The 22,111-nt window shown below is 72.0% G+C and carries 20 protein-coding genes; 5 read left to right on the top strand and 15 right to left on the bottom strand.

Annotated elements, in window-relative coordinates:
• Positions 1–8 precede the first annotated feature (8 nt).
• Positions 9–470 carry a MaoC family dehydratase gene (locus ACH4FH_RS27180; protein WP_398558535.1) on the bottom strand — a complete coding sequence of 154 codons (462 nt, stop codon included), beginning with the start codon at positions 468–470 and terminating at the stop codon, positions 9–11.
• 164 nt (positions 471–634) lie between these two features.
• On the opposite strand from ACH4FH_RS27180, the gene soxR reads away from it, so the two are divergent.
• Positions 635–1,213: a redox-sensitive transcriptional activator SoxR gene (gene soxR, locus ACH4FH_RS27175; protein WP_398558534.1), complete on the top strand. Its 579-nt coding sequence runs from the start codon at positions 635–637 to the stop codon at positions 1,211–1,213.
• Positions 1,214–1,282: 69 nt separating this feature from the next.
• On the opposite strand, the gene ACH4FH_RS27170 is transcribed toward soxR, so the two are convergent.
• The 3 genes from ACH4FH_RS27170 to ACH4FH_RS27160 form a co-directional block, all read right to left on the bottom strand.
• Positions 1,283–2,725: an amidase gene (locus ACH4FH_RS27170; protein ID WP_398558533.1), complete on the bottom strand. Its 1,443-nt coding sequence runs from the start codon at positions 2,723–2,725 to the stop codon at positions 1,283–1,285.
• A gap of 199 nt (positions 2,726–2,924) precedes the next feature.
• Positions 2,925–4,310 (bottom strand): OFA family MFS transporter, encoded by a 1,386-nt coding sequence (locus ACH4FH_RS27165; protein ID WP_398558532.1) that lies wholly within the window; start codon positions 4,308–4,310, stop codon positions 2,925–2,927.
• 121 nt (positions 4,311–4,431) lie between these two features.
• Positions 4,432–5,046, bottom strand: coding sequence for a hypothetical protein (locus ACH4FH_RS27160; protein WP_398558531.1), 615 nt, complete (start codon positions 5,044–5,046; stop codon positions 4,432–4,434).
• A gap of 251 nt (positions 5,047–5,297) precedes the next feature.
• Here ACH4FH_RS27160 and ACH4FH_RS27155 point away from each other — a divergent pair, with 251 nt between their 5' ends.
• Positions 5,298–8,123, top strand: coding sequence for a penicillin acylase family protein (locus ACH4FH_RS27155; protein ID WP_398558530.1), 2,826 nt, complete (start codon positions 5,298–5,300; stop codon positions 8,121–8,123).
• Positions 8,124–8,259: 136 nt separating this feature from the next.
• Here ACH4FH_RS27155 and ACH4FH_RS27150 read toward each other — a convergent pair whose 3' ends face one another.
• The gene (locus tag ACH4FH_RS27150) at positions 8,260–9,594 is read right to left on the bottom strand and encodes an MFS transporter (RefSeq protein WP_398558529.1); all 1,335 of its coding nucleotides are present in this window, start codon (positions 9,592–9,594) and stop codon (positions 8,260–8,262) included.
• 190 nt (positions 9,595–9,784) lie between these two features.
• Positions 9,785–11,077 carry an exo-beta-N-acetylmuramidase NamZ domain-containing protein gene (locus tag ACH4FH_RS27145; protein WP_398558528.1) on the bottom strand — a complete coding sequence of 431 codons (1,293 nt, stop codon included), beginning with the start codon at positions 11,075–11,077 and terminating at the stop codon, positions 9,785–9,787.
• 162 nt (positions 11,078–11,239) lie between these two features.
• On the opposite strand from ACH4FH_RS27145, the gene ACH4FH_RS27140 reads away from it, so the two are divergent.
• From ACH4FH_RS27140 to ACH4FH_RS27130, 3 genes are all read left to right on the top strand, one after another.
• A complete protein-coding gene (locus ACH4FH_RS27140) occupies positions 11,240–12,013 on the top strand; it encodes an SDR family oxidoreductase (RefSeq protein ID WP_398558527.1) in 774 nt (257 codons plus the stop codon).
• A gap of 112 nt (positions 12,014–12,125) precedes the next feature.
• The gene (locus tag ACH4FH_RS27135; protein ID WP_398558526.1) at positions 12,126–13,787 is read left to right on the top strand and encodes a class I adenylate-forming enzyme family protein; all 1,662 of its coding nucleotides are present in this window, start codon (positions 12,126–12,128) and stop codon (positions 13,785–13,787) included.
• A 104-nt stretch (positions 13,788–13,891) separates the two neighbouring features.
• Complete coding sequence (locus ACH4FH_RS27130; RefSeq protein ID WP_398558525.1) at positions 13,892–14,491, top strand: TetR/AcrR family transcriptional regulator; 600 nt, start codon at positions 13,892–13,894, stop codon at positions 14,489–14,491.
• A 60-nt stretch (positions 14,492–14,551) separates the two neighbouring features.
• On the opposite strand, the gene ACH4FH_RS27125 is transcribed toward ACH4FH_RS27130, so the two are convergent.
• The 9 genes from ACH4FH_RS27125 to ACH4FH_RS27085 form a co-directional block, all read right to left on the bottom strand.
• Positions 14,552–15,766 carry an acyl-CoA dehydrogenase family protein gene (locus ACH4FH_RS27125; RefSeq protein WP_398558524.1) on the bottom strand — a complete coding sequence of 405 codons (1,215 nt, stop codon included), beginning with the start codon at positions 15,764–15,766 and terminating at the stop codon, positions 14,552–14,554.
• A 5-nt stretch (positions 15,767–15,771) separates the two neighbouring features.
• The gene (locus ACH4FH_RS27120) at positions 15,772–16,833 is read right to left on the bottom strand and encodes a phosphotransferase family protein (RefSeq protein ID WP_398558523.1); all 1,062 of its coding nucleotides are present in this window, start codon (positions 16,831–16,833) and stop codon (positions 15,772–15,774) included.
• Between the two features lie 201 nt (positions 16,834–17,034).
• A complete protein-coding gene (locus ACH4FH_RS27115; RefSeq protein ID WP_398558522.1) occupies positions 17,035–18,051 on the bottom strand; it encodes an MBL fold metallo-hydrolase in 1,017 nt (338 codons plus the stop codon).
• 148 nt (positions 18,052–18,199) lie between these two features.
• Positions 18,200–18,550 (bottom strand): DUF202 domain-containing protein, encoded by a 351-nt coding sequence (locus tag ACH4FH_RS27110; RefSeq protein WP_398558521.1) that lies wholly within the window; start codon positions 18,548–18,550, stop codon positions 18,200–18,202.
• A gap of 3 nt (positions 18,551–18,553) precedes the next feature.
• The gene (locus ACH4FH_RS27105; protein ID WP_398558520.1) at positions 18,554–18,964 is read right to left on the bottom strand and encodes a YidH family protein; all 411 of its coding nucleotides are present in this window, start codon (positions 18,962–18,964) and stop codon (positions 18,554–18,556) included.
• 42 nt (positions 18,965–19,006) lie between these two features.
• Complete coding sequence (locus ACH4FH_RS27100) at positions 19,007–19,540, bottom strand: NUDIX domain-containing protein (protein ID WP_398558519.1); 534 nt, start codon at positions 19,538–19,540, stop codon at positions 19,007–19,009.
• Positions 19,541–19,621: 81 nt separating this feature from the next.
• Positions 19,622–20,434, bottom strand: a complete 813-nt coding sequence (locus ACH4FH_RS27095) for a glucose 1-dehydrogenase (protein ID WP_398558518.1) — start codon at positions 20,432–20,434, stop codon at positions 19,622–19,624.
• The gene (locus ACH4FH_RS27090; protein WP_398558517.1) at positions 20,431–21,087 is read right to left on the bottom strand and encodes a TetR/AcrR family transcriptional regulator; all 657 of its coding nucleotides are present in this window, start codon (positions 21,085–21,087) and stop codon (positions 20,431–20,433) included. The genes ACH4FH_RS27095 and ACH4FH_RS27090 overlap by 4 nt, the downstream gene beginning before the upstream one ends.
• 125 nt (positions 21,088–21,212) lie before the next feature.
• A complete protein-coding gene (locus ACH4FH_RS27085; RefSeq protein ID WP_398558516.1) occupies positions 21,213–22,100 on the bottom strand; it encodes a DMT family transporter in 888 nt (295 codons plus the stop codon).
• Between the last annotated feature and the right edge of the window lie 11 nt (positions 22,101–22,111).

The raw sequence follows: 22,111 nt of genomic DNA, 5'->3' as shown, positions 1-22,111 counted from the left end.
CCGCGGGATCAGAGGTAGAAGCGGCTGACCGCCTCCGCCACGCAGACCGGCTTGTCGCCGCCCTCGCGCTCGATCGTCACGGTGGTGGTGAGCTGCACCCCGCCGGAGACCTCGCTGACGTCCGCGATCCGGGCGGTGGCGCGCAGCCGCGAGCCGACCGGGACGGTGGCGGGGAAGCGCACCTTGTTGGTGCCGTAGTTGATGCCCATCTTCACGTTGTCGACCCGCATCAGCTGCGGGACGAACGCGGGCAGCAGCGACAGCGTCAGATAGCCGTGCGCGATGGTGGTGCCGAACGGTCCGGCCGCGGCCTTCTCCTGGTCCACGTGGATCCACTGGTGATCGCCGGTGGCCTCCGCGAACAGGTCGATCCGCTTCTGGTCGATCTCCAGCCAGTCGCTGGTGCCCAGGTCCTCGCCGACCGCGGCCCGCAGCTCGTCGAGCGATCCAAACACTCGGGGCTCTGCCATCTCCGTCTGCCTCCTCAGGATCCGTACGCCGGGCGCGGGGCGCGTCCGACGCGCGCCTCACCCGTACGCTTACTAAGCGCTTGCTCAGCATGCTGAGTGGGGGTACCCGCTGTCAACGCTTACGGACACCCCTGAGGCCGGACCGTGTGTCCTAGGGTTGAGCTGTGCCCCAGCTTCCGTTCAAGGTCCATGAACTCTCCGTCGGTCAGCTCTCCGCACGGAGCGGCGCCGCGGTCTCCGCGCTGCACTTCTACGAGTCCAAAGGGCTGATCAGCAGCACGAGGACGGCCGGCAACCAACGCCGCTACACCCGTGACGCCCTGCGCAGGGTCGCCTTCGTCCGGGCCGCGCAGCGCGTCGGCATCCCCCTCGCGGTGATCCGCGACGCGCTGGCGGAGCTGCCCGACGAGCGCACCCCCAACCGCGCCGACTGGGCCAGGCTCTCCGAGGTCTGGCGCTCGGAGCTGGACGAGCGGATCAGCCAGCTCGTCGAACTGCGGGACCGGCTGACCGACTGCATCGGCTGCGGCTGCCTGTCGCTGGAGAGGTGCGCGCTGTCCAACCCGTACGACAACCTGGGCGAACAGGGCCCCGGCGCCCGGCGGTTGCGCGTCGACCGGGGCGAGAAGGACCCGGTGGCCGGGCGGAACGGCGACGGGTCGCGCGCGGCAGCGCAGGAGGCAGCCGAGGGGCAGTGTGAGGGCGGGGAGTGCGGCGTCGACGCATCCGCTGCTCAAGGATAGGAGCCGCGCAACGCCGTTGACCTGCACGGTGCGCGGGCGCGGGGCGTCGCCGCGAGCCGATCCGCGATCTCACCACACCGAAGGCTTGCGCCCCGCCCACGGGCGGGCGCGCTCCAGCTGCGCGGAGAGCGAGAGCAAGGTGGCCTCGTCGCCGTAGCGACCGCCGAGCATCACGCCGATCGGCAGTCCCTCGGCGTTCCAGTGCAGCGGGACACTCACCGCGGGCTGGCCGGTGGCGTTGTAGAGCGCGGTGAAGGGGGTGAACGCGCCGATGGCGGCGAACTCGGCCTGCGGGTCGGCGTCGTCGCGCAGTGCCCCGACCGGCGCCGGCGGTGCGGCCAGGGTGGGGGAGAGCACCACGTCGTACCCGCCGTCCTGTGGCATCAGTCCGTCGGCGAGCGTCTGCGCGAGCATCCGGAAGGTGTACATCGCGCTCGCGAAGTCGGTGCCGGAGACCTCGGCGCCGCGGTCCCGCAGATAGCGGGTGAGCGGCATCAGCAGCTCCTCGCCCTCCGCGGGCACCGGACGGTTCGCGGCGATCACCGACCAGACCCGGGTGAAGGCGTAGCGGATGCTGTCGTCCACCGGCAGCACCAACTCCTCGACACAGTGGCCCAGTTCACCGAGCAGTTTCGCGGTGTCGGTGACGGCGGTGCGGCAGTCCGGATGGACGTCGACGTTCGGTATGGGCGCGCCGGTCAGGCAGGCGATGCGCAGTCGTCCGGGCTCCCGGCGGGCATGGGCGGTGAAGGTCTCGCCGGGCGGGAGCGCGGGCGCCGTGAAAGGGTCGCCGGGCATCGGGCCCGCGAGGACGTCCAGGAGGGCCGCCGCGTCGGCGACCGTACGCGCGAGCGGCCCCGAGGTGCTCAGGCCCGTGATGTCGTGCAGCAGCGGGCCGCCGCTGACCCGGCCGCGGCTGGGCTTGATGCCGAACAGCCCGCAGACCGACGCCGGGATGCGGATGGAGCCGCCGCCGTCGCTCGCGTGCGCGAGGGGCGCCAGGCCGCCCGCGACCGCGGCCGCCGCCCCGCCGCTCGATCCGCCCGCCGAACGGCTGAGGTCCCAGGGGGTGCGGGCCGGCGGGGCGATGCCGTTCTCGGTGTAGCAAGGAAGCCCGAACTCGGGGGTGTTGGTCTTCCCCAGCATCACGGTGCCGGCGCCGCGCAGCTTGGTGACGAGGTGATCGTCGAGGGGGGAGACCTGCTCGGCCAGCGCCCGGGAGCCCATCGTGCAGCGCACCCCCGCGACGTGGTTGAGGTCCTTCACCGGCACCGGAACGCCGTGCAGCGCGGGGAGCTCCCGCCCCTCCCGGCGCGCCGCGACCGCCTGGCGCTCGGCTTCCGCGGCCTGCTCGCGGGCGAGCTGCGGAGTGCGGGTGACGAAGGCGCCCAGGGTGTCGTCCAGCCGGTCGATCCGCTCCAGGTAGTGCTCGGTGAGCTCGACGGGCGAGAGTTCACCGGACCGGATGGCTCCGGCCTGTTCGAGCGCGGTCAGATCGTGCGGTGCGGCCATGGGACGTCCACCCTTTCGTGGGGTGCCCGTGTGGTCCGGGTACCGGGGTGCGGCAGGCCGGGGGCCGCACGGGCAAAAGCGTGCGCAGATCAGCTCGTGAACAGTTGTTTCAGCTTGAGGGCGAGTTCGTAAAGGCCGTAGGCGAAGGGCACCCCCACCCAGAGCCAGACGGAGGCCAGCAGCAGGGTGCGCCGTGCGGTCACTGGTCCGCTCCCTTCGGGTCGGCGGGGGTGGGCTCGGCGGCGGGCCGCTCCCCGGACGCGGGTGGTTCGTGGTGGCGGGGGTGGACCGGCCGGACCGCCTCGTTGGCGGCGAAGCCCACGGCCAGCAGGCCGATCATGATGAAGAAGGACGTCGCGTAGAGGTCCGGCCCGCTGTGGCCCGCGGCCTTCTGCGCGTCGGCGACGGCGTTGACGATCAGCGGGCCGAGGACGCCCGCGGTCGACCAGGCGGTGAGCAGCCGGCCGTGGATCGCGCCCACCTGATAGGTGCCGAAGAGGTCCTTCAAATAGGCCGGGACGGTGGCGAACCCGCCGCCGTAGAAGGAAAGGATCACCGCGGCACAGCCGATGAACAGCGGCTTGGAGGTGTCACCTGCCAGGGCGATCAGCAGATACATCAGGGCCCCGACGCCGAGGTAGAGGCGGTAGACGTTCTTCCGGCCGGTCAGATCGGAGGCCGAGGACCAGACGATCCGGCCGAGCATGTTCGCGAGCGACAGCATGCCGACGAAACCGGCGGCCGCTGCCGCACTCACCGGCGCCGAGGACCGGGCGAAGAAGTCGGAGATCATCGGGGCGGCCTTCTCCAGGATGCCGATCCCCGCGGTGACGTTCGTGCACAGGACCACCCACAGGCACCAGAACTGCGGGGTGCGCAGCGCGTTGCGGGCCGATACCCGGGCGGTGGTGACCAGCGGGCGCGCCCCCTCGACGGCCGCGGCCGTCGAGGCGGCGGGAGGCTGCCGGTCGGCGCCGGGGACTCGCACCAACAGCACCCCGAGCGTCATGAAGACGGCGTAGACCAGGCCCATGACGAGGAAGGTCCGCGCGATGCCGGCCGCGTCCGCGCCGAGGGCGCCGAGGAGTTGGGTCGACCAGGGGGAGGCGATCAGCGCGCCGCCGCCGAAGCCCATGATGGCGATACCGGTGGCCATCCCCGGGCGGTCGGGGAACCACTTGATGAGGGTGGACACCGGGGAGATGTAGCCGATGCCCAGGCCGATTCCGCCGATGAAGCCGTAGCCGAGGACGATCAGCCAGTACTGCCCGGTGGCCGCGCCGAGGGCGGCGACGAGGAAGCCGGAGACGAAGCAGACCGCCGAGACGCACATCGCCCAGCGCGGACCGTTGCGCTCCACGAGCGTGCCGCCGAAGGCCGCGGACAGCCCCAGCATCACGATGGCCAGCTGGAAGGGGAGTGCGGAGGCCGTCCCGGACAGGTGGAGGGCCGACTCCAGAGGGGGTTTGAAGACGCTCCAGGCGTAGACCTGGCCGATGGCGAGATGGATGGACAGGGCGGCGGGCGGGACGAGCCAGCGGTTCCATCCCGGAGGGGCCACCACGGTGCGCGAGCGGGCGAGCATGCGGCGGAAGGTACAACGTTCATCCACTTCGGGGGAAGGCCGCCTGCCGAATCCCCTGTACCGGGCATCGGTTCCCGGATGGGGCAGACGGCCCGTCAACTCAGATGGCGCGACCGGGGGTTCAGGCCGCGGCGAATGTGCGGCCGCTGTGGACCCGGCCCGCGGCCGTCAGTGCCTCGGCGGTCAGCACGGACGCCGGTGCCACCACCCCGCACTCCCGGCAGGCGGGTCCGGACGCCGGGGGACCGGCGAGATCGGGGAGCCAGGCGAAGCGCGTCCCGCCGCACACCGGGCAGTCCCGGCGCGGGCGCCCCGACTCCATCGCCGCGATCATATTGCGCAGCACCACCGCGAGGCGGGCCGCCGGGTGCCGCTGCGGGGACTCGCAGGGCACGATGTCACAGCCGCCCCAGGTGCGCCGGTGCCAGTCGTCGATCGCGCTGGGCTGACGGATGCCGTCGTGTTTCTCCCTGCGGCGCCGGGCCGCGAACTCCTCCTCGTAGGCCAGCCAGAGGGCGCGCGCCTCTTCCAGCTCGGACAGTGCGGCCATCAGCCGTTCGGGGTCGGGGTCGCGGTCCTGCGGCGCGATACCGACCCTGCTGCACAGATGGTGCCAGGTGGCCCGATGCCCGTAAGGGGCAAAGCGCTCCAGGCACTTGCGCAGGGCGGTACGCCGCTGAGCTGCGACGAGTCGTGGATTGCGGACCTGTTCGGCGAGGGCTCTGAAACCGGCCATGTTCATCCCACCTCCGTGGGGAGGACCCGACTGGACGCAGAAGGGACGTAGCCGATCACCATCTGGATCCATCGAATTTTCGTGCGGTTTTTTCGGCGGGCGGTGCCGGTGCGGCTCCCGGGTGTCTGTGGGGAATTGGAAAAGGTGACTGTTGTTCATCTTCCGGCCGGGGTTAACCGCCGGTAACGTCCCGCCCACCACCCTCCCCCGAGCTGTTGAGGAGCAGGGGGGACCCCCATCGAGGAGCAGGGATGCGACGACGTACCGGAAGGCTCAGGACCGCCGCGGCGGCAGCCCTGGTCGCCCTGGGTGCCACGCTCTTGGCGCCACCCCCCACCGCGGCCGCGGCCGCCGCACCGACCGAAGCCACCGACTACTGCCAGGGCCAGTGCGCCGACATCCTGCCGCCCGGGGCCAGTGGCAACGCCACCCTGGTGGAGATACTCGGCAACAAGCTGTTCGGCACCCACCCCGCGCACACCACCGACCAACTCGGCCCGTACGGCGCCCTGGCGAGCGGCTACCAGTCGCTCACCGACGACACCTTGACCAACTTCTTCAACGACGCCTCCTTCGGCGTCCCCGAGGACCAGGTCGCCAAGGTCACCGCACCCCGTGACGATGTGACCATCACCCGCGACAAGAAGACCGGCGTCCCGCACATCAAGGGCACCACCCGCTACGGCACCGAATACGGCGCCGGCTACGCGGCGGGCCAGGACCGGCTGTGGCTGATGGACCTCTTCCGGCACATCGGGCGCGGTGAGCTGACCTCCTTCGCCGGCGGCGCCCTCGCCAACCAGGGCCTGGAGCAGCAGTTCTGGCCGTCCGCCCCGTACACCGAGGCGGACCTCCAGGCGCAGGTCGACAGCATCCGGGACAACAACGGAGCCCGCGGCAAGCAGGCGATGGAGGACGCGCAGGCGTACGTCGACGGCATCAACGCCTACCGCGAGGAATCCAAGAACGGCCGCTACTTCCCTGGCGAGTACGTGCTCACCGGGCATGTCGACGCCATCACCAACGCCGGCGAGATCAAGCCCTTCAAGCTCACCGACCTCATCGCGCTGGCATCCGTGGTCGGCGGCCTCTTCGGCAACGGCGGCGGCGGCGAGGTCCCCTCGGCCCTCGCGCTGCTCTCCGCCCAGCAGAAGTACGGCGTGGAGAAGGGCACCAAGGTCTGGGAGTCCTTCCGGGAACGCAACGACCCCGAGGCCGCGAAGACCCTGCACGACGGCCAGAGCTTCCCATACGCCGTCAAGCCGGCGAAGGCGAAGGGCACCGCGCTGCCCGACCGCGGCACGGTCGCCGCCGAGCCCTTGGTGTACGACCGCACGGGCGCCGCCACCGCCAAGGACGGGACGCCGCCGCGCGACCCGGTCAAGGCCCCGAAGAAGTACAAGAAGCTGGAGGGGCTGTTCAAGGACGGGGTGCTGCCCAAGGGCAGTTTCGACCCCACCCAGCACCGGGGGATGTCCAACGCCCTGCTGGTCTCCGGCAAGCACTCCGCAAGCGGCAACCCCGTCGCCGTCTTCGGCCCGCAGACCGGCTACTTCGCGCCCCAGCTGCTGATGCTCCAGGAGATCCAGGGGCCGGGCATCAGCGCCCGCGGCGCCTCCTTCGCGGGCGTCGGGATGTACGTCCAGCTCGGCCGCGGCCAGGACTACGCCTGGAGCGCCACCTCCGCGGGCCAGGACATCACCGACACCTACGCCGTCGACCTGTGCAACACCGACGGCTCCGCGCCCACCAAGGACTCCACCGGCTACCGCTACCACGGCTCCTGCCTGCCCATGGAGAAGCTGGAACGCACCAACTCCTGGAAGCCCACCATCGCCGACCCGACGGCGGCCGGCTCCTACCGCATGCAGGTTTTCCGGACCAAGTACGGGACCGTCACGCACCGCGCCACCGTCGACGGCAAACCCGTCGCCTACACGGCGCTGCGCACCACCTACCGGCACGAGGCCGACTCCATCATCGGCTTCCAGATGCTCAACGACCCCTCGTACGTACAGGACGCGAAGACCTTCCAGAAGGCCACCCAGCACATCGGCTACGCCTTCAACTGGTTCTACGCCGACTCCCGGGACATCGCGTACTACAACAGCGGCCTCAACCCGGTCCGTGCCCCCGGGGTCGACCCGGCGCTGCCCGTCAAGGCGGAAGCCGCCTACGAGTGGCAGGGCTACGACCCCGACACCAACAACACCGACTACACCCCGCCCGCGGAGCACCCGCAGTCCGTCAACCAGGACTACTACATCTCCTGGAACAACAAGCAGGCCAAGGACTACGACTCGGCCGGCTACGGCAACGGCTCGGTGCACCGCGGCAACCTGCTCGACGACCGGGTGCGGGCCCTGACGAAGGACGGCGGGGTGACCCGCGCGTCGCTGACCCGGGCGATGTCCGAGGCCGCCGTCACCGACCTGCGCGGTGAGGACGTGCTGCCCGAACTCCTGCGGGTGCTGCGCAGCAAGCCGGTCACCGACCCCGCGCTGCAGACCGCGGTGCAGCGGCTGGAGGCATGGCGCAAGGACGGCGTCCAGCGCCGCGAGACCACCGCCGGCTCGCACAGCTACGCCCACGCCGACGCGGTACGGCTGATGGACGCCTGGTGGCCGCTGATGATCGAGAATGCCTTCAAGCCGGGCCTGGGCGGCGACCTCTACGGCGCTCTGGGGGCCAACCTCGCCATCGACGAGTCGCCTTCGGCGGGCCACGGTCCGACCGGCGCCCACGCCGGATCCGCCTTCCAGTACGGCTGGTGGAGCTACGCGGACAAGGATCTGCGGTCGGTGCTCGGCGACAAGGTCCAGGGCCCGCTCGCCGAGCGGTACTGCGGCAACGGCGAACTGTCCGTCTGCCGCGACACCTTGCTGGAGACCCTGCGGCAGGCGAACGCGAAGACGGCCGAGCAGGTCTATCCGGGCGACGACAGCTGCAAGGCCGGCGACCAGTGGTGCGCGGACGCGATCATCCACCGCGCGGTGGGCGGCCTGACGCACGACACCATCAGCTGGCAGAACCGGCCGACCTACCAGCAGGTGGTGGAATTCCCCGGCCACCGTTAGGAGAGGCGCCGGGCCGGGGCCGCACGAGAGGGACCCGGCCCGGAGCAGCGCTCAAGGACCCGTGGGCGACACGACGCCGGCCGGGCACCCGAAGACCTCGGGCGCCCGGCCGGCGTCGTACAACGGCCTCGTTCCGTCAGGCGAGTTCGCGCTCCCGCGTCTCGGGCAGTGCCAGCACGCACAGCAGCGAGACGACCGCCATCGCGCTGACGTACCAGCCCACCGAGGAGGAGCCGAACTCCGCCTGCAGCCGGGTGGCGACCAGCGGGGCCACCGCACCGCCCAGGACGCCGCCCAGGTTGTAGGCGAGCGAGGCGCCCGAGTAGCGCACCGTGGTGCCGAACAGCTCCGGCAGATACGCACCCATCGGCCCGTACACCACACCCATGCAGAAGAGCGCGCCGCCGATGCCGAGGGCGATCAGCACCGGCTGTTCGGTGTCCAGCAGCGGGAAGAGCACCAGGCCCCAGACGACGGCGAGTCCGCACCCGGCGAGGACGAGCTTGCGGCGGCCCGAGGCGTCGGAGCGGGTGGCGGCGAGCCAGGTGCCGGCCGCCAGGAACAGACAGGCGACGAGCGAGAGGCCGAGCATGGTGTTCCGCGAGACACCGAGCGTTCCGGTGGCGTACGAGAGGCAGTAGGTGGTCGCGGTGTAGAACAGGCCGTAGGCGACGACCATGCCGCCCGCGCCCAGCAGCAGCTCGCGCGGATGCCGGCGGAAGACGTCCACGGCCGGGACGCGGCCTGCTTCCTGGGCCTCCCGCACCTTCGCGAAGACCGGCGTCTCACTGATCTTGAGCCGGACGAACAGCCCGACACCGACCAGCAGGAACGACAGCAGGAACGGCACCCGCCAGCCCCAGGAGCGGAAGGCCGCGTCGTCGAGGACCGCGGACAGCAGCCAGAACACACCGGTCGCCGCGAAGAAGCCGACGGACGGGCCGAGTTGGGGGAAGGCGGCATACAGTCCGCGGCGCTTCTTGGGCGCGTGCTCGACCGCCAGCAGAGCGGCTCCGCCCCACTCGCCGCCCAGCCCGATGCCCTGCAGGAAACGCAGCAGGATGAGCAGCACCGGCGCCCAGATGCCCAGCGTGCCGTAGCCGGGCAGCAGCCCGACGAAGGCGGTGGACAGGCCCATCAGCAGCAGCGAGGCGACCAGGACGGACTTTCGGCCCACCCGGTCGCCGAAGTGCCCGAAGATCACCGAGCCGAGGGGGCGCGCGGCGAAGGCCACCGCGTAGGTGGAGAACGACGCGAGCGTCGCGTTGACCGGATCCAGGGTCGGGAAGAACGCCTGGTTGAGGACGAGCGCGGCGGCCGTGCCGTAGATATAGAAGTCGTAGAACTCGATGGCGGTCCCGATGAACGAGGCCAGCGCCACACGGCGCAGGGTCTCGCCGCCGCCGGTCTTCTCCACGGCGTCCGCGTCGGCCGGCGCCGCGGACGGGCCCGCTGCCCCCTTCCGCGGCACGGCCGTCGCCCCTGACTTCGTCGGGGCCACGGCCGCTTCGTCCGGGCTCGTCTTCGCTGTTTTCGCTGGTGTCGCGTCACTCTGCACGAGCCGCACTCTCACGCCAGGTGTACGGGGCAGTCAACAGGCGAAATGGCCTGTCTCGGGTGTTGAGACAGTGCGGGGCCGTTCGCGCCGCTCGAACGCCCCGTCAGCGGTAGCGCAGGTACTGCTGACGCACCGTACGGAAGCGCCGCAGGGGCCCCTGCCAGGCGGCGACGACCTCGTCCGTGTCCGCGCCCGCGTCGATCATCGTCCGCACGGCCGACGAGCCGGTCAGCCGGTCGATCCCGTTGTCCGGCCGCCAGGCGAAGCCGCTCCAGACCCGCTTCGCGGTCACCAGCAGACCGATGCCGGTCCGCACCGGATCGAAGACCTCGCGGTCGTGGACGTGCAGTTGGACACCGCCGATCGTCTTGCCCTGGAACTTGGAGAACGTCGGCGCGAAATACGCCTCTCTGAAGTGCACGCCCGGCAGCCGCAGTTCGCCGGCGGCCGCGGCCCACCGCCGGTCGATGCCGTCCGCACCGAGCAGCTCGAAGGGCCGGGTGGTGCCGCGCCCCTCGGAGAGGTTGGTGCCCTCGAACATGCAGGTGCCCGCGTAGACGAGCGCGGTATCGGCGGTGGGCATGTTGGGGCTCGGCGGGACCCACGGCAGCCCCGTCGTGTCGAAGAAGTCCTCGCGCCGCCACCCGGTCATCGAGACCGTCTCCAGCTCCACCGGCCGCCCGGCGGCCTTGGGCACGAACTCGCCGTTGAACAGCAGCGCCAGCTCCGCCACCGTCATCCCGTGCGACTGCGCGATCGGCTCCCGGCCGACGAACGAGGCATACGCCTTCTCCAGCACCGGGCCGGTGGCCGACCGGCCGGTGACCGGGTTCGGCCGGTCGAGCACCACGAACCGCTTGCCGGCGAGCACGGCCGCCACCATGCAGTCGTACAGCGTCCAGATGTAGGTGTAGAAGCGGGCGCCGGCGTCCTGGATGTCGAAGACGACGGTGTCCACGCCGGAGGCGGTGAAGATGTCGGCGAGTGCCTTGCCGCTCTTGTTGTACGTGTCGTAGACCGGCAGCCCGGTCGCCGGGTCGTCGTAGCGGCCCTCCGAGCCACCGGCCTGGGCCGTGCCCCGGAAGCCGTGCTCGGGGCCGAAGACGGCGGTCAGCCGCACCCGGTCGTCCGCGTGCATCACATCCACGATGTGCCGCACGTCCGGGGTGACCCCGGTGGGGTTGGTGACGATGCCGACCCGGCGGCCGTCCAGCAGGCGGTAGCCGTCCGCGGCCAGCCGGTCGAAGCCGGTGCGTACCGTGCGGCCGCCGGGGGCCGCACGGCCGCCGGGCACCCGCGCCGTGGCGTGGGCCGGGCCGGTGGCCGCGGCGACGGTGGCGCCGGCCGCACCGGTCGCCGCCAGATGCCCGAGCAGAACGCGTCTCGACAGAGCCATGCGCACACCTCCGTGATCGGGTACGTGTCGTGCGCACGCTAACGCGGTCGGGGCCGCTACGGAACGCACCCGGCCGTCACGGGGCCGGGCTCTTCCGTTCGGACATACCGACTGGTTAGTCTGCCCAGGCAGTCGAGTGGACGTGACCGAGGGAGAGCCAGCGTGGAAGCCGTACGGGACAAGGCCGTTGTCGTGACCGGGGCCGGCGGGGGGATCGGCGCCGCACTGGCCCGCCGGTTCGCCGCCGAAGGTGCCCGCGTCGTGGTCAACGACCTCGACGGGGCCAAGGCCGAGAAGACCGCCGAGGAGATCGGCGCCCTCGCGGTCCCCGGCGACGCCTCCACCATCGTCCCGGCCGCCCGCGACGCCCTCGGCGGCGCCATCGACATCTTCTGCGCCAACGCGGGCGTCGCCCCGGCCGGCGGCCCCGAGGCCGCAGAGGACGTCTGGCTCCAGGCATGGGACGTCAACGTCATGGCCCATGTCCGGGCCGCCCGCGACCTCGTGCCCCACTGGCTGGAGCGCGGCAGCGGCCGCTTCATCTCCACCGTCTCCGCCGCCGGGCTGCTGACCATGGTCGGTTCCGCGCCGTACAGCGTCACCAAGCACGGTGCCTACGCCTTCGCCGAGTGGCTGTCGGCGACCTACCGCCACCGCGGCATCGATGTGCACGCCATCTGCCCCCAGGGCGTGCGCACCGACATGCTGGCCGTCACCGGAGCCGCCGGCGACCTCGTCCTCACGCCCGGAGCCATCGAGCCGTCCGCCGTCGCCGACGCGCTGTGCACCGCGATCGAGGAGGGCCGCTTCCTGGTCCTGCCGCACCCCGAGGTGGCCGGCTACTACGCCGCGCGCGCCGCCGACCCGGACCGCTGGCTGGGTGCCATGAACCACCTCCAGCAGAAGCTGGAGAAGGCCGAGGGCAAGGGCGCGTAACCGCACCACCGGGGGTGGCGAGCCGGACGGGCCCGGCCGCGCCACCCCCACCCGCACTCCAGGTGTCCCCGCAGGGATGATCAGGCGATCAGGAAGAAAGGGCCGCACCCCGATGACCTCCTACCAGGACAAGCCGTGGCTGGCGCAGCTCACCGACGCGCAGCGCGCGCCCGTCCAGCCGCCCCCCTCGACGCTGCACGCCTTCCGGAGCGCGGTCCGCCGCGCCCCCGACCGCACCGCGCTCACCTACTTCGACGGCCGGCTGTCCTACGCCGAGACCGACGCGCTCTCCGACGGCATCGCCGCCCACCTCGCCGAGCGCGGCTTCTCCCGCGGTGACCGGGCCGCGGTCATGCTGCAGAACACCCCGCACTTCGTGCTCGCGCTGCTCGGCGTCTGGAAGGCGGGCGGCGTGGCCGTGCCCGTCAACCCGATGTACAAGTCCGGCGAGATGCAGCACATCCTGCACGACGCCGAGGTCACCGCCGTCATCTGTGCCGACCGCACCTGGGACGGCTTCCTGCGGGACACCGCCGCCGCGGCCCCGTCCGTGACGATCGCGCTGACCGCCTGTGAACTGGGCTTGCAGACCCGCGACGACACGCGGGTGCTGCGCGGCGATCGCCTCGGTCCGCGCGAGGGTGCCGATGACCTGCTCACGGTCGCGCGCACCGCCGGCCGGATACGCGCCGTACCCACCGACCCGGACCTCACCGCCGACGACATCGCACTGATCAGCTACACCTCGGGCACCAGCGGAGCCCCCAAGGGCGCCACCAACACCCACGGCAACATCAGTTACAACGCCGAGCGGCAGCGCACCGGCCTGGGCCTGCCCGAGGGCGCCACCTACTTCGCGCTCGCCCCGCTCTTCCACATCACCGGCATGGTGTGCGAGCTCTCCGCGTGCATAGCCAACTCCGGCACCCTCGTGCTGGCCTACCGCTTCGAGGCGGGCGTCGTCCTGGACGCCTTTCTGGAGCACCGCCCCGCCTACACGGTCGGCCCCTCCACCGCCTACATGGCGCTGACGGCCCACCCCGACGTCAGCCGGGACCACTTCGCGTCGTTCCTGACGCTGTCCTCGGGCGGTGCCCCCCTGCCGCCCGCGCTCGTCGAGAAGTTCCGGGCCGGCTTCGGCCCCTACATCCACAACGGCTACGGCCTGACCGAGTGCACCGCCCCCTGCGCCAGCGTCCCGCCGGGCAAAGAAGCGCCGGTGGACAAGGTCTCGGGCACCCTGGCGGTCGGCGTGCCCAGCCCCGACGCGGTCGTCCGCATCATCGACGAGAACGGCGCCGACCTGCCGTTCGGTGAGCAGGGCGAGATCGCGGTGCGCGGCCCGCAGGTCGTACCCGGCTACTGGCGGCGCCCCGAGGCCACCGCCGACGGCCTCCCGGACGGCGAGCTGCGCACCGGCGACATCGGCTTCATGGACTCCGACGGCTGGCTGTACGTCGTCGACCGCAAGAAGGACATGATCAACGCGTCCGGCTTCAAGGTGTGGCCGCGCGAGGTCGAGGACGTCCTGTACACCCACCCGGCGGTGCGCGAGGCCGCCGTGGTCGGCGTGCCCGACGCCTACCGCGGCGAGTCGGTGAAGGCCTACGTCAGCCTGCGACCGGGGGACACTCCCGAACCCGGCGAGCTGGCCGCGTACTGCAAGGAGCGGCTGGCAGCGTACAAATATCCGCGGGAGGTGGAGATCCTGCCGGAGCTTCCCAAGACCACGAGTGGCAAGATCCTCCGACGGGAGCTGCGCCACCGCGCATGACCCCGGGCATCGGCGGGTGCCGGGCCGGGCCGACCGGCCGGGTCCGCCGACCGGCCGGGCCCCCGGCACCACAGGCACATCAGCACGAAGGACAGGTGAGGGCGATGGCCGGCACGAAGGACGGCAACGGCAGCACGAAGCCCGTGGCCCAGCGGCTGCTGGCCACCGCCACCAAGCTCTTCGCGGAGCAGGGCTACGACCGCACCTCCGTCCAGGAGATCGTCGACGCGGCGGGCGTCACCAAGGGCGCCCTCTACCACTACTTCGGCTCCAAGGACGATCTGCTGCACGAGGTCTACGGCCGGGTGCTGCGGCTCCAGCAGGAGCGGCTGGACCACTTCGCCGACTCCGACGCGCCGGTCGAGCGGCGGCTGCGGGACGCCGCCGCCGATGTCGTCGTCACCACCATCGACAACCTCGACGACACCAAGATCTTCTTCCGCTCGATGCACCACCTCGGCCCCGAGAAGGACAAGCAGGTCCGCGCGGAGCGGCGGCGCTACCACGAGCGGTTCCGGGCACTGATCGAGGAGGGCCAGCGGTCCGGTGTGTTCGCCTCCGACATCCCCGCCGACCTCGTCGTCGACTACCACTTCGGCTCGGTGCACCACCTCGGCACGTGGTACCGCGAGCGCGGCCCGCTCACACCCCAGCAGGTCGCCGACCACCTCGCCGACCTGCTGCTGCGCGCGCTGCGCCCATAACGCATGCAACGCCGGAGGGCCCCGCGGCCGAACAGCCGCGGGGCCCCTCCGTCGTTGACGCTAGAGGTACTTCTTCAGCTCGCGGCGGGCCAGCGACCGCTGGTGCACCTCGTCGGGACCGTCCGCCAGCCGCAGCGTGCGGGCCGCCGCCCACAGCTCCGCCAGCGGGAAGTCCTGGCTCACGCCGCCGGCGCCGTACAGCTGCACCGCCTGGTCGAGGATGCCGACGACCGTGCGCGGGGTGGCGATCTTGATGGACTGGATCTCGGTGTGCGCGCCCTTGTTGCCGACGGTGTCCATCAGCCAGGCGGTCTTGAGCACCAGCAGCCGCAGCTGCTCCACCGCGACCCGCGCGTCCGCGATCCACTCCTGGACCACGCCCTGCTGGGCCAGCGGCTTGCCGAAGGCCGAACGGGCCACCGCGCGGCGGCACATCAGCTCGATGGCCCGCTCGGCCATGCCGATCAGCCGCATGCAGTGGTGGATCCGGCCGGGGCCGAGCCGGGCCTGGGCGATGGCGAAGCCGCCGCCCTCCTCGCCGATCAGGTTGCTCGCCGGCACCCGCACGTCGTGGAAGATCACCTCGGCGTGGCCGCCGTGGTAGTGATCCTCGTAGCCGTAGACCTGCATGGCGCGCTTGACCTCGAGCCCCGGGGTGTCGCGCGGCACCAGGATCATCGACTGCTGACGGCGGATGTCCTCGCCGCCGGGGTCCGTCTTGCCCATCACGATGAAGACCTGGCACAGCGGGTTCATCGCCCCGGAGATGTACCACTTGCGCCCGTTGATGACGTACTCGTCACCCTGCCGCTCGATCCGCGTCTCGATGTTCGTCGCGTCCGACGAGGCCACCTCGGGCTCTGTCATCGCGAACGCCGACCGGATCTCGCCCGCGAGCAGCGGCTCCAGCCACTGCTTCTGCTGGGCCTCGGAGCCGAACTGCGTCAGCACCTCCATGTTGCCGGTGTCCGGCGCCGCGCAGTTCAGCGCGGTGGGGGCGAGCTGCGGGCTGCGGCCGGTGATCTCCGCCAGCGGCGCGTACTGCAGGTTGGTCAGGCCCGCGCCGTGCTCCGCGTCCGGCAGGAAGAGATTCCACAGGCCCTGCCGGCGCGCCTCCGCCTTGAGCTCCTCCACGATCGCCGGGGTGTCCCACGGGGAGGCCAGCCGCGCGCGCTGCTCCTCGACGATCTCCTCGGCCGGCAGGACGTGCTCGTCCATGAAGGCCAGCAGCTTCTCCCGCAGCTCTTCCGTACGGGCGTCGAATGCGAAGTCCATGGGGCTCAGCCTTCCTTCAGGGCGGACAGGGTGGAACGGCCGTGCTCGATGAAGACCGGCACGACCTCGCCGATCCGGTCGAAGCCGGCGCCCAGGGTCTGGCCGAGCGTGTAGCGGTAGTGGATGCCTTCGAGGATCACCGCGAGCTTGAAGTAGGCGAAGGCGGTGTACCAGGCGACCTGCGAGACATCGCGGCCCGAGCGGGTCGCGTAACGCTCGATCAGCTCGGCCGGTTCGGGGTGTCCCGGGGCGCTGCGGGTCGTGGTGATGGGGGAGTCCGGGGTGTCCTCCTGCTCGCTGTACATCACCAGCAGCCCGAGGTCGGCGAGCGGATCGCCGAGCGTGGACATCTCCCAGTCCAATACGGCGGTGATCCGGTCGTCGGCGCCGACCAGGACGTTGTCCAGGCGGTAGTCCCCGTGGATCACGGTCGGCGCGGGGGAGTCGGGCAGCGCCTTGGCCAGCTCCTCGTGCAGCGCGTCGATGCCCGGCAGCTCACGGTTCCTCGACGCCGCCAGCTGCTTGCCCCAGCGCCGTAGCTGGCGCTCCAGGAAGCCCTCGGGACGGCCGAAGTCCGCGAGGCCGACCGCCTCGGGGTCCACGGCGTGCAGTGCGACGAGGGTGTCGACGAGGGAGAGCACCACGCCCCGGGTGCGCTCCGCTCCCAGCGGTCGCAGCTGGTCGGCCGTGCGGTACGGCGTGCCCTCGACCAGCTCCATCACGTAGAAGGGCGCCCCGATGACCGACTCGTCCTCGCACAGCAGCAGCGCCTCGGGCACCGGCACCGGCGTCTCGTGCAGCGCGCTGATCACACGGTGCTCGCGCCGCATGTCGTGCGCGGTGGCCAGCACATGGCCGAGCGGCGGCCGTCGGACGACCCAGGAGGACGTGCCGTCGGTGACGCGGTAGGTGAGGTTGGACCGCCCGCCCTCGATCAGCTGCGCGCGCAACGGGCCGCCGGTCAGGCCGGGCCGTTCCCGTTCCAGGTGCTCGCGCAATCGCGCCAGGTCCAGGCCGGGGGGTACCTCCCGGGCGGCGGCCTGAGGGGGAGGGGTGCCCTTGCTCATCGTGCTCCTCCGTACGGAGTGGACAGTCACTCGGTCAACGCCTCGATCATGCCGACTAGTCGGTATGGCGTCCAGTGCGCGCACGTGGGGCGTCGGTCACGCGACGGCGGCCGGGCGCCCCGGCAGGCCACGGGCCGACCGCCGTGCAGCCCCTGTGACCAGGCCGGATCGCATCGCGGCGGGCCGCCGCCCGCACTGCCCTCATGCGTGGCAGGCCATCGGAATCCCGCCGTTCATGACCGTCATGTCCCCGAACCCGGCCACCGGATCCAGCAGGGAGCCGGGCGCGGCGCCCGACAGTTCCGCGTACGCACGATGCAGATTCGCCACCAGCCGCTCGCTCTCGGCCAGCTCGGCGAAGGGGCCGAGGTCCGTCTCCCGGGCCACCTCCAACGGCGTCCGGCCGGCCGCGTGGCCCTCCGTCGCCAGCCGCTGGACGAAGCGCAGATAGCGCTCGACGCCGTCGTACACCTCCGGTCCGGTCACCGGGCCGTGCCCGGGTACGACCGTGACGGCGTCCAGCGAGCGCAGCACCTCGATCGCGTGCAGCGAGCCGGTCAGCGAGCCCATGAACACGAACGGTGTGCCGCCGTGGAAGACGAGATCGCCGGTGAAGACGATCCGGTGGTCGGGCAGCCAGACGATGGTGTCGCCCGGGGTGTGCGCGACGCCCGGATGGATCAGCTGCACCTCGATCCCGCCGACGTGCAGCGTCAGCGCGTCGGTGTACGTGACCGTCGGCGCGGTGAGGCGGATGTCGCCGTAGGCGACCTGCGGCCACATCGCGTGCAGCTGATGGCCGGCGGCCAGCAGTTCGCGGCGGCAGGCGGTGTGCCCGATGATCGTCGCCTCGGGCGCGAAGACGCCGTTGCCGTAGGTGTGGTCGCCGTGGTGGTGGGTGTTGACCACGGTACGGGGCGTCGCGGCGCCGCTCTCGGCGATCCGCCGGCGCAGCAGGCGCGCCCGGCGTTCGGTGGCGGCGGTGTCCACCACGAGAGTGGCGTCCCCGTCGGTGACGAACCCCGCGTTGTTCAGGCACCAGCCGCCGTCCGGCTGGATGAACGCGCCGACTCCGGCGGCCAGTTCGACGAGATACGGCTCCGGTACCGCCGTTTCCGTCACGGCTGCCGCGCCGGCCGGCGGCTCGGTGGCGGTCACTTCGGCGGCTGGCCCCGGGACGGTGCCGGGACCGGTGGCGGTCGGTGCGGTGTGGCTCATGCGTATGTTGCCCCTCGGCTGATGGATGCTCACTCCGCACTGTCGGTGCGGGTGTTGTGCCTGCTCCGGCAATGTGCGGGGTCGCGCCACGGTACCGCCGGGGGCCGAGCCGTCGGCGCACCGGGCGCCCTCCGCGCGACGGGCGCCTTCAGGGCAGCAGGATCGTCGCGCCACCCACCGCCAGCGCCAGGGTGCAGCCGACCAGCAGCAGCGCGGTCCGCGGGGGCATACCGGGCGGGCGCCCGTCGGCCATCGCCTGCATCCTGCGGTGGGCGACGGCGACGAAGACGATCCACACCAGCCCCATCAGCACCACCAGCGCCGCCTCCACGGCACCCGGGGCGTCGCTCTGGATCAGCTGCCTGCCGGCCAGCACCGCCACGGCCGTGCAGGACAGCGTCGTACGCCGCCATGCCAGCCTGGTCCGTTCGGGCTGCAGCCCCGGGTCCCGGTCGGGCTCCGGCTGCGGTGCGACGCCCTGCGTCCGCCCGTCACCCATCGGCTAGCGGGTCCGGCCCAGCAGCACCAGCACGACCATCGCCACCGCGAGCACCCCGACGCCCAGCGCCAGCACCGAGGGGAAACGGGACGTCGGCAGATCCTCACCGCGGCGCATTGCCCGCTCGCACCGCACCCAGTGGTTGACCGCCCGGAGCGCACACAGCGCCCCGCCCGCAAGCAGCGCGACGGTGAACGTCACCCGCAGCGCCTCGTGCAGCCGGGGCAGGAACTGATCCACCGCGAATCCGCCGCCGACCAGCGCCAGCCCGGTACGCAGCCAGGCGAGGAAGGTGCGCTCGTTGGCGAGGGAGAAGCGGTAGTCGGGTGTCGAGCCCTCCTCGCGGACCCGCCCGGGGGAGAACCAGAGCCGCACGGCCGCCGCCGTCGACCGCAGCCCGTCGGTGAGGATCATGCCCAGAACCCTACCCACCGGTTGGCTCGCCCGCGGGTGCCATCAGCGGGTCCCGCCCGCCCGGTGGGCGAGCAACTGACGCCATGCCGCCATGCCGTCCGGCGTCCACGGCCACTCGCTGAGCCGCCGGTCCAGCTCGTCCTCGGCCACGAAGGCATGCCAGTCGATCTCCGACTCCTGCGGGGCGACCGGCAGCGTGCAGCGCACCTCGTACACCGCGGACCACCAGGTGTGCTCGGGCGTCTCGTACAGGAAGGTGAAGAGGTGCTCCGGCTGCGGCAGGCCCTGGACGCCCAGCTCCTCCTCCGCCTCGCGCAACGCCGCCTCGTCGTAGGTCTCCCCGGTGCCGACCACGCCACCGACGAACATGTCGTAGTGCGAGGGGAAGACGAGCTTCTGCGGGGTGCGCCGGTGCACGAAGATCCGGTCCTCGGCGTCCCGGGCGAGGACGAACGCGCAGCGGGTGCGCAGCCTGCGGGCGTAGGCCTCACCCCGTGGGGCCTGTCCCACGACCTGATCGTTCTCGTCGACGACGTCGAGGATCTCGTCCGCGTTGAGCGGCTGCTGATCGGTCATGGGGCCATGCAATCACCCCCGGCGGCGGCCGGTTCCGCCGGGGACGCGGGGCCCCCGGGCACCGCGTCCCCGGCCGACCGCTCACTGCCCCATGACGTACTTCACCGTCGGGCCGGTGGTCCAGCCGCCGTCCACGGCCAGCTCGGCGCCGGTCACGTAGGAGGCGGCGTCGGACAGCAGGAAGACCACGGCGCCGGCGATCTCGTGGGCCTCGCCGACCCGGCCCATCGGGGTGTTGGGGTACCTGCCCTCGCCCCGCTCGATGCCGACCTCGGCGGTCATCGGCGTGTACGTCATACCGGGGTGGACGGAGTTCACGCGGATCCGCGCCGTGCCCAGTTCCACCGCCCCGATCTTGGTCAGTCCGCGCACGCCCCACTTCGACGCGCCGTAGCCGCCGGTCAGTGCCAGCCCCATCAGCCCGGCCGCCGAGGAGATGTTCACGATCGAGCCGGCACCGCGCTCCCGCATGGCGGGGATGACGGTCTTCATCCCGATGAAGACGCCGGTGAGATTGACGTCCAAAACCTTGCGGAAGAAGTCGACGGAGACCGACTCCAAGGGCGCCCCGGTGGATATCCCGGCGTTGTTGACCAGGCCGTCGATACCGCCGAACGCGTCCACGCAGAACTCCGCCACCCGCTGCCAGTCCTCCTCGGACGTGACGTCATGGGCGAGGAAGCGGGCCCGCTCGCCGAGCCGGGCCGCCGTCGCCGCGCCCTCCTCCTGGAGCACATCGGTGAGCACGACCCGGGCCCCGGCGGCCACGGCCTGCTCGGCGGCGGCCGCGCCCAGCCCGCGCGCGCCGCCGGTGATGATGAGGGTCTTGCCGGCCAGGTTCGCGGCGGGGGCGGGTGCGGCGGCGGGTGCGGCGGCGGGTGCGGCGGCGGTCATGAAGCGCTCCTTGAAGACGGGGTCGGGCCCGGGGCGGCGGCAAGCAGGAACGCCACCGTGGTCCCGGTGAGGTCGGCGAGGAACAGCTCCTCGCCGGTGAGGGGTGTGGCACCGTCGAGGTGGTGCCGTGCGCGGTCGGCCATCGCCGCGCCGATGAGGGTCAGCGCGAGGTCCAGCCGCTCCAGCCGCAGCGCCTCGGGCAGCCCGCCCGCGACGAGGGCGTCCTCGACACGGCAGATCAGCCGCCAGTAGGCGGTGCCGGCCAGCGTCGGGTGCGGAATCCGGGTGCGCACCCCGCTCTCGTGGCTGAGTTGGGCGGAGATCCGCAGACAGCGCCGCCCGCGGTTGTCGCGCAGCTCGGTCGCCTCCGCGGTGACCAGGGCGCCGATCAGCTCCCTGAGGGACGGCTCGCCCGGCATCGCCGCCAGCAGCGGCTCCAGCGCGGCTTCGGTACGGGCCAGCCGGCTGGCCATCACGGCGTCCAGCAGCCCGGCACGCGAGCCGAAGTGGTACTGCACCGCCGAGGGGTTGCTCTGCCCCGCCCGCCGCACGATGTCGCGGGTCTGGGCACCGTCCACCCCCTGCGCCGCGAAGACCTCCTCGGCGGCACGGAGCAACTTCTCCCGGGTTTCGGGTCCTGAGGTCCTGGCCATGGCGCCACTCTAATGCTGGCCATTATTAAAAAGCCATTGGTCAGCCGGTTCCCGACACCCGCCTGGGGCCTGCCTGCCGGCTGGGCCCCGCCAGGCACCCGGGCTCCGCCGGGCAACGGTCGGCGTCAGCGCGGCTGCAGCTCCCGCGAGGCCTCGGAGCGGCCCGCGCCCGGCGGCATCGCGGGGTGGCTGCCGATCAGCACGATGCCCGTGACGACGGCCGCGATCCCGACCCCTTCCCAGGCCAGTGCCCCGGCCGTGACCTCCAGCCGGTCGCCGAGGAATCCGACTCCGCAGGCGATACCGGCCAGCGGCTGGGCGGCGGTCAGCGCGGGCAGGGACATCCGCAGCGGCGCGGTCTCGAAGGCGCTCTGGACCAGCACCAGCGCCAGCACGCCGAGCACCACGATCGCGTACGGCTGCCACGTGGTGAGCAGGGCGCTCCAGCCACCCTCACCGAACCGCTCCCCGCTCATCCGGGTGAGCGCGTCCTGGAGCCCGTACAGCAGCCCCGCCGCGACGCCCAGCAGTGCGGCCTCCACGCTTATCCGCGCCCGCTTGGCGACCGCCGCGAGCAGCAGGGCGGTACCGAGCACCAGGCCCATGATCAGCCAGTGCCACATCGGTTCGCTCTCGGTGCTCCCGCCGCGGGGCCGGCCCGCCACGATGAAGGCCGTCACCCCGCCCGCCAGCAGCCACAGCCCCGCCCAGCCGCTGCGCCCGAGCCGCTGCCGGGTCAGCCGCCTGGCCAGGGCCATCGCGAACAGCAGATTGGTCGCCAACAGCGGCTCCACGAGGGTGATGTCGCCCATCCCCAGCGCCACCGCGCCCAACGACATCCCGACCACCATCAGGCCGATGCCCGCCAGCCAGCGCGGCATCCGCACCAGGTCGAGCAGCAGCCGAAGGGAGAGGAAGTCCTTCATCGGGGCTTGCTGCGCCGCGGCTTGCTGGAACACGAAACCCAGTCCCAGACAGCAAGCCGCACCAAGGGCGAGCAGTATCACCGTCACGTCGCACACCT

Origin of the sequence: Streptomyces sp. NPDC017993, assembly GCF_044328065.1 — a bacterium.
In the GTDB taxonomy this organism is placed as follows: Bacteria; Actinomycetota; Actinomycetes; order Streptomycetales; family Streptomycetaceae; genus Streptomyces.
This window is presented reverse-complemented; position numbering and strand designations above follow the sequence as displayed.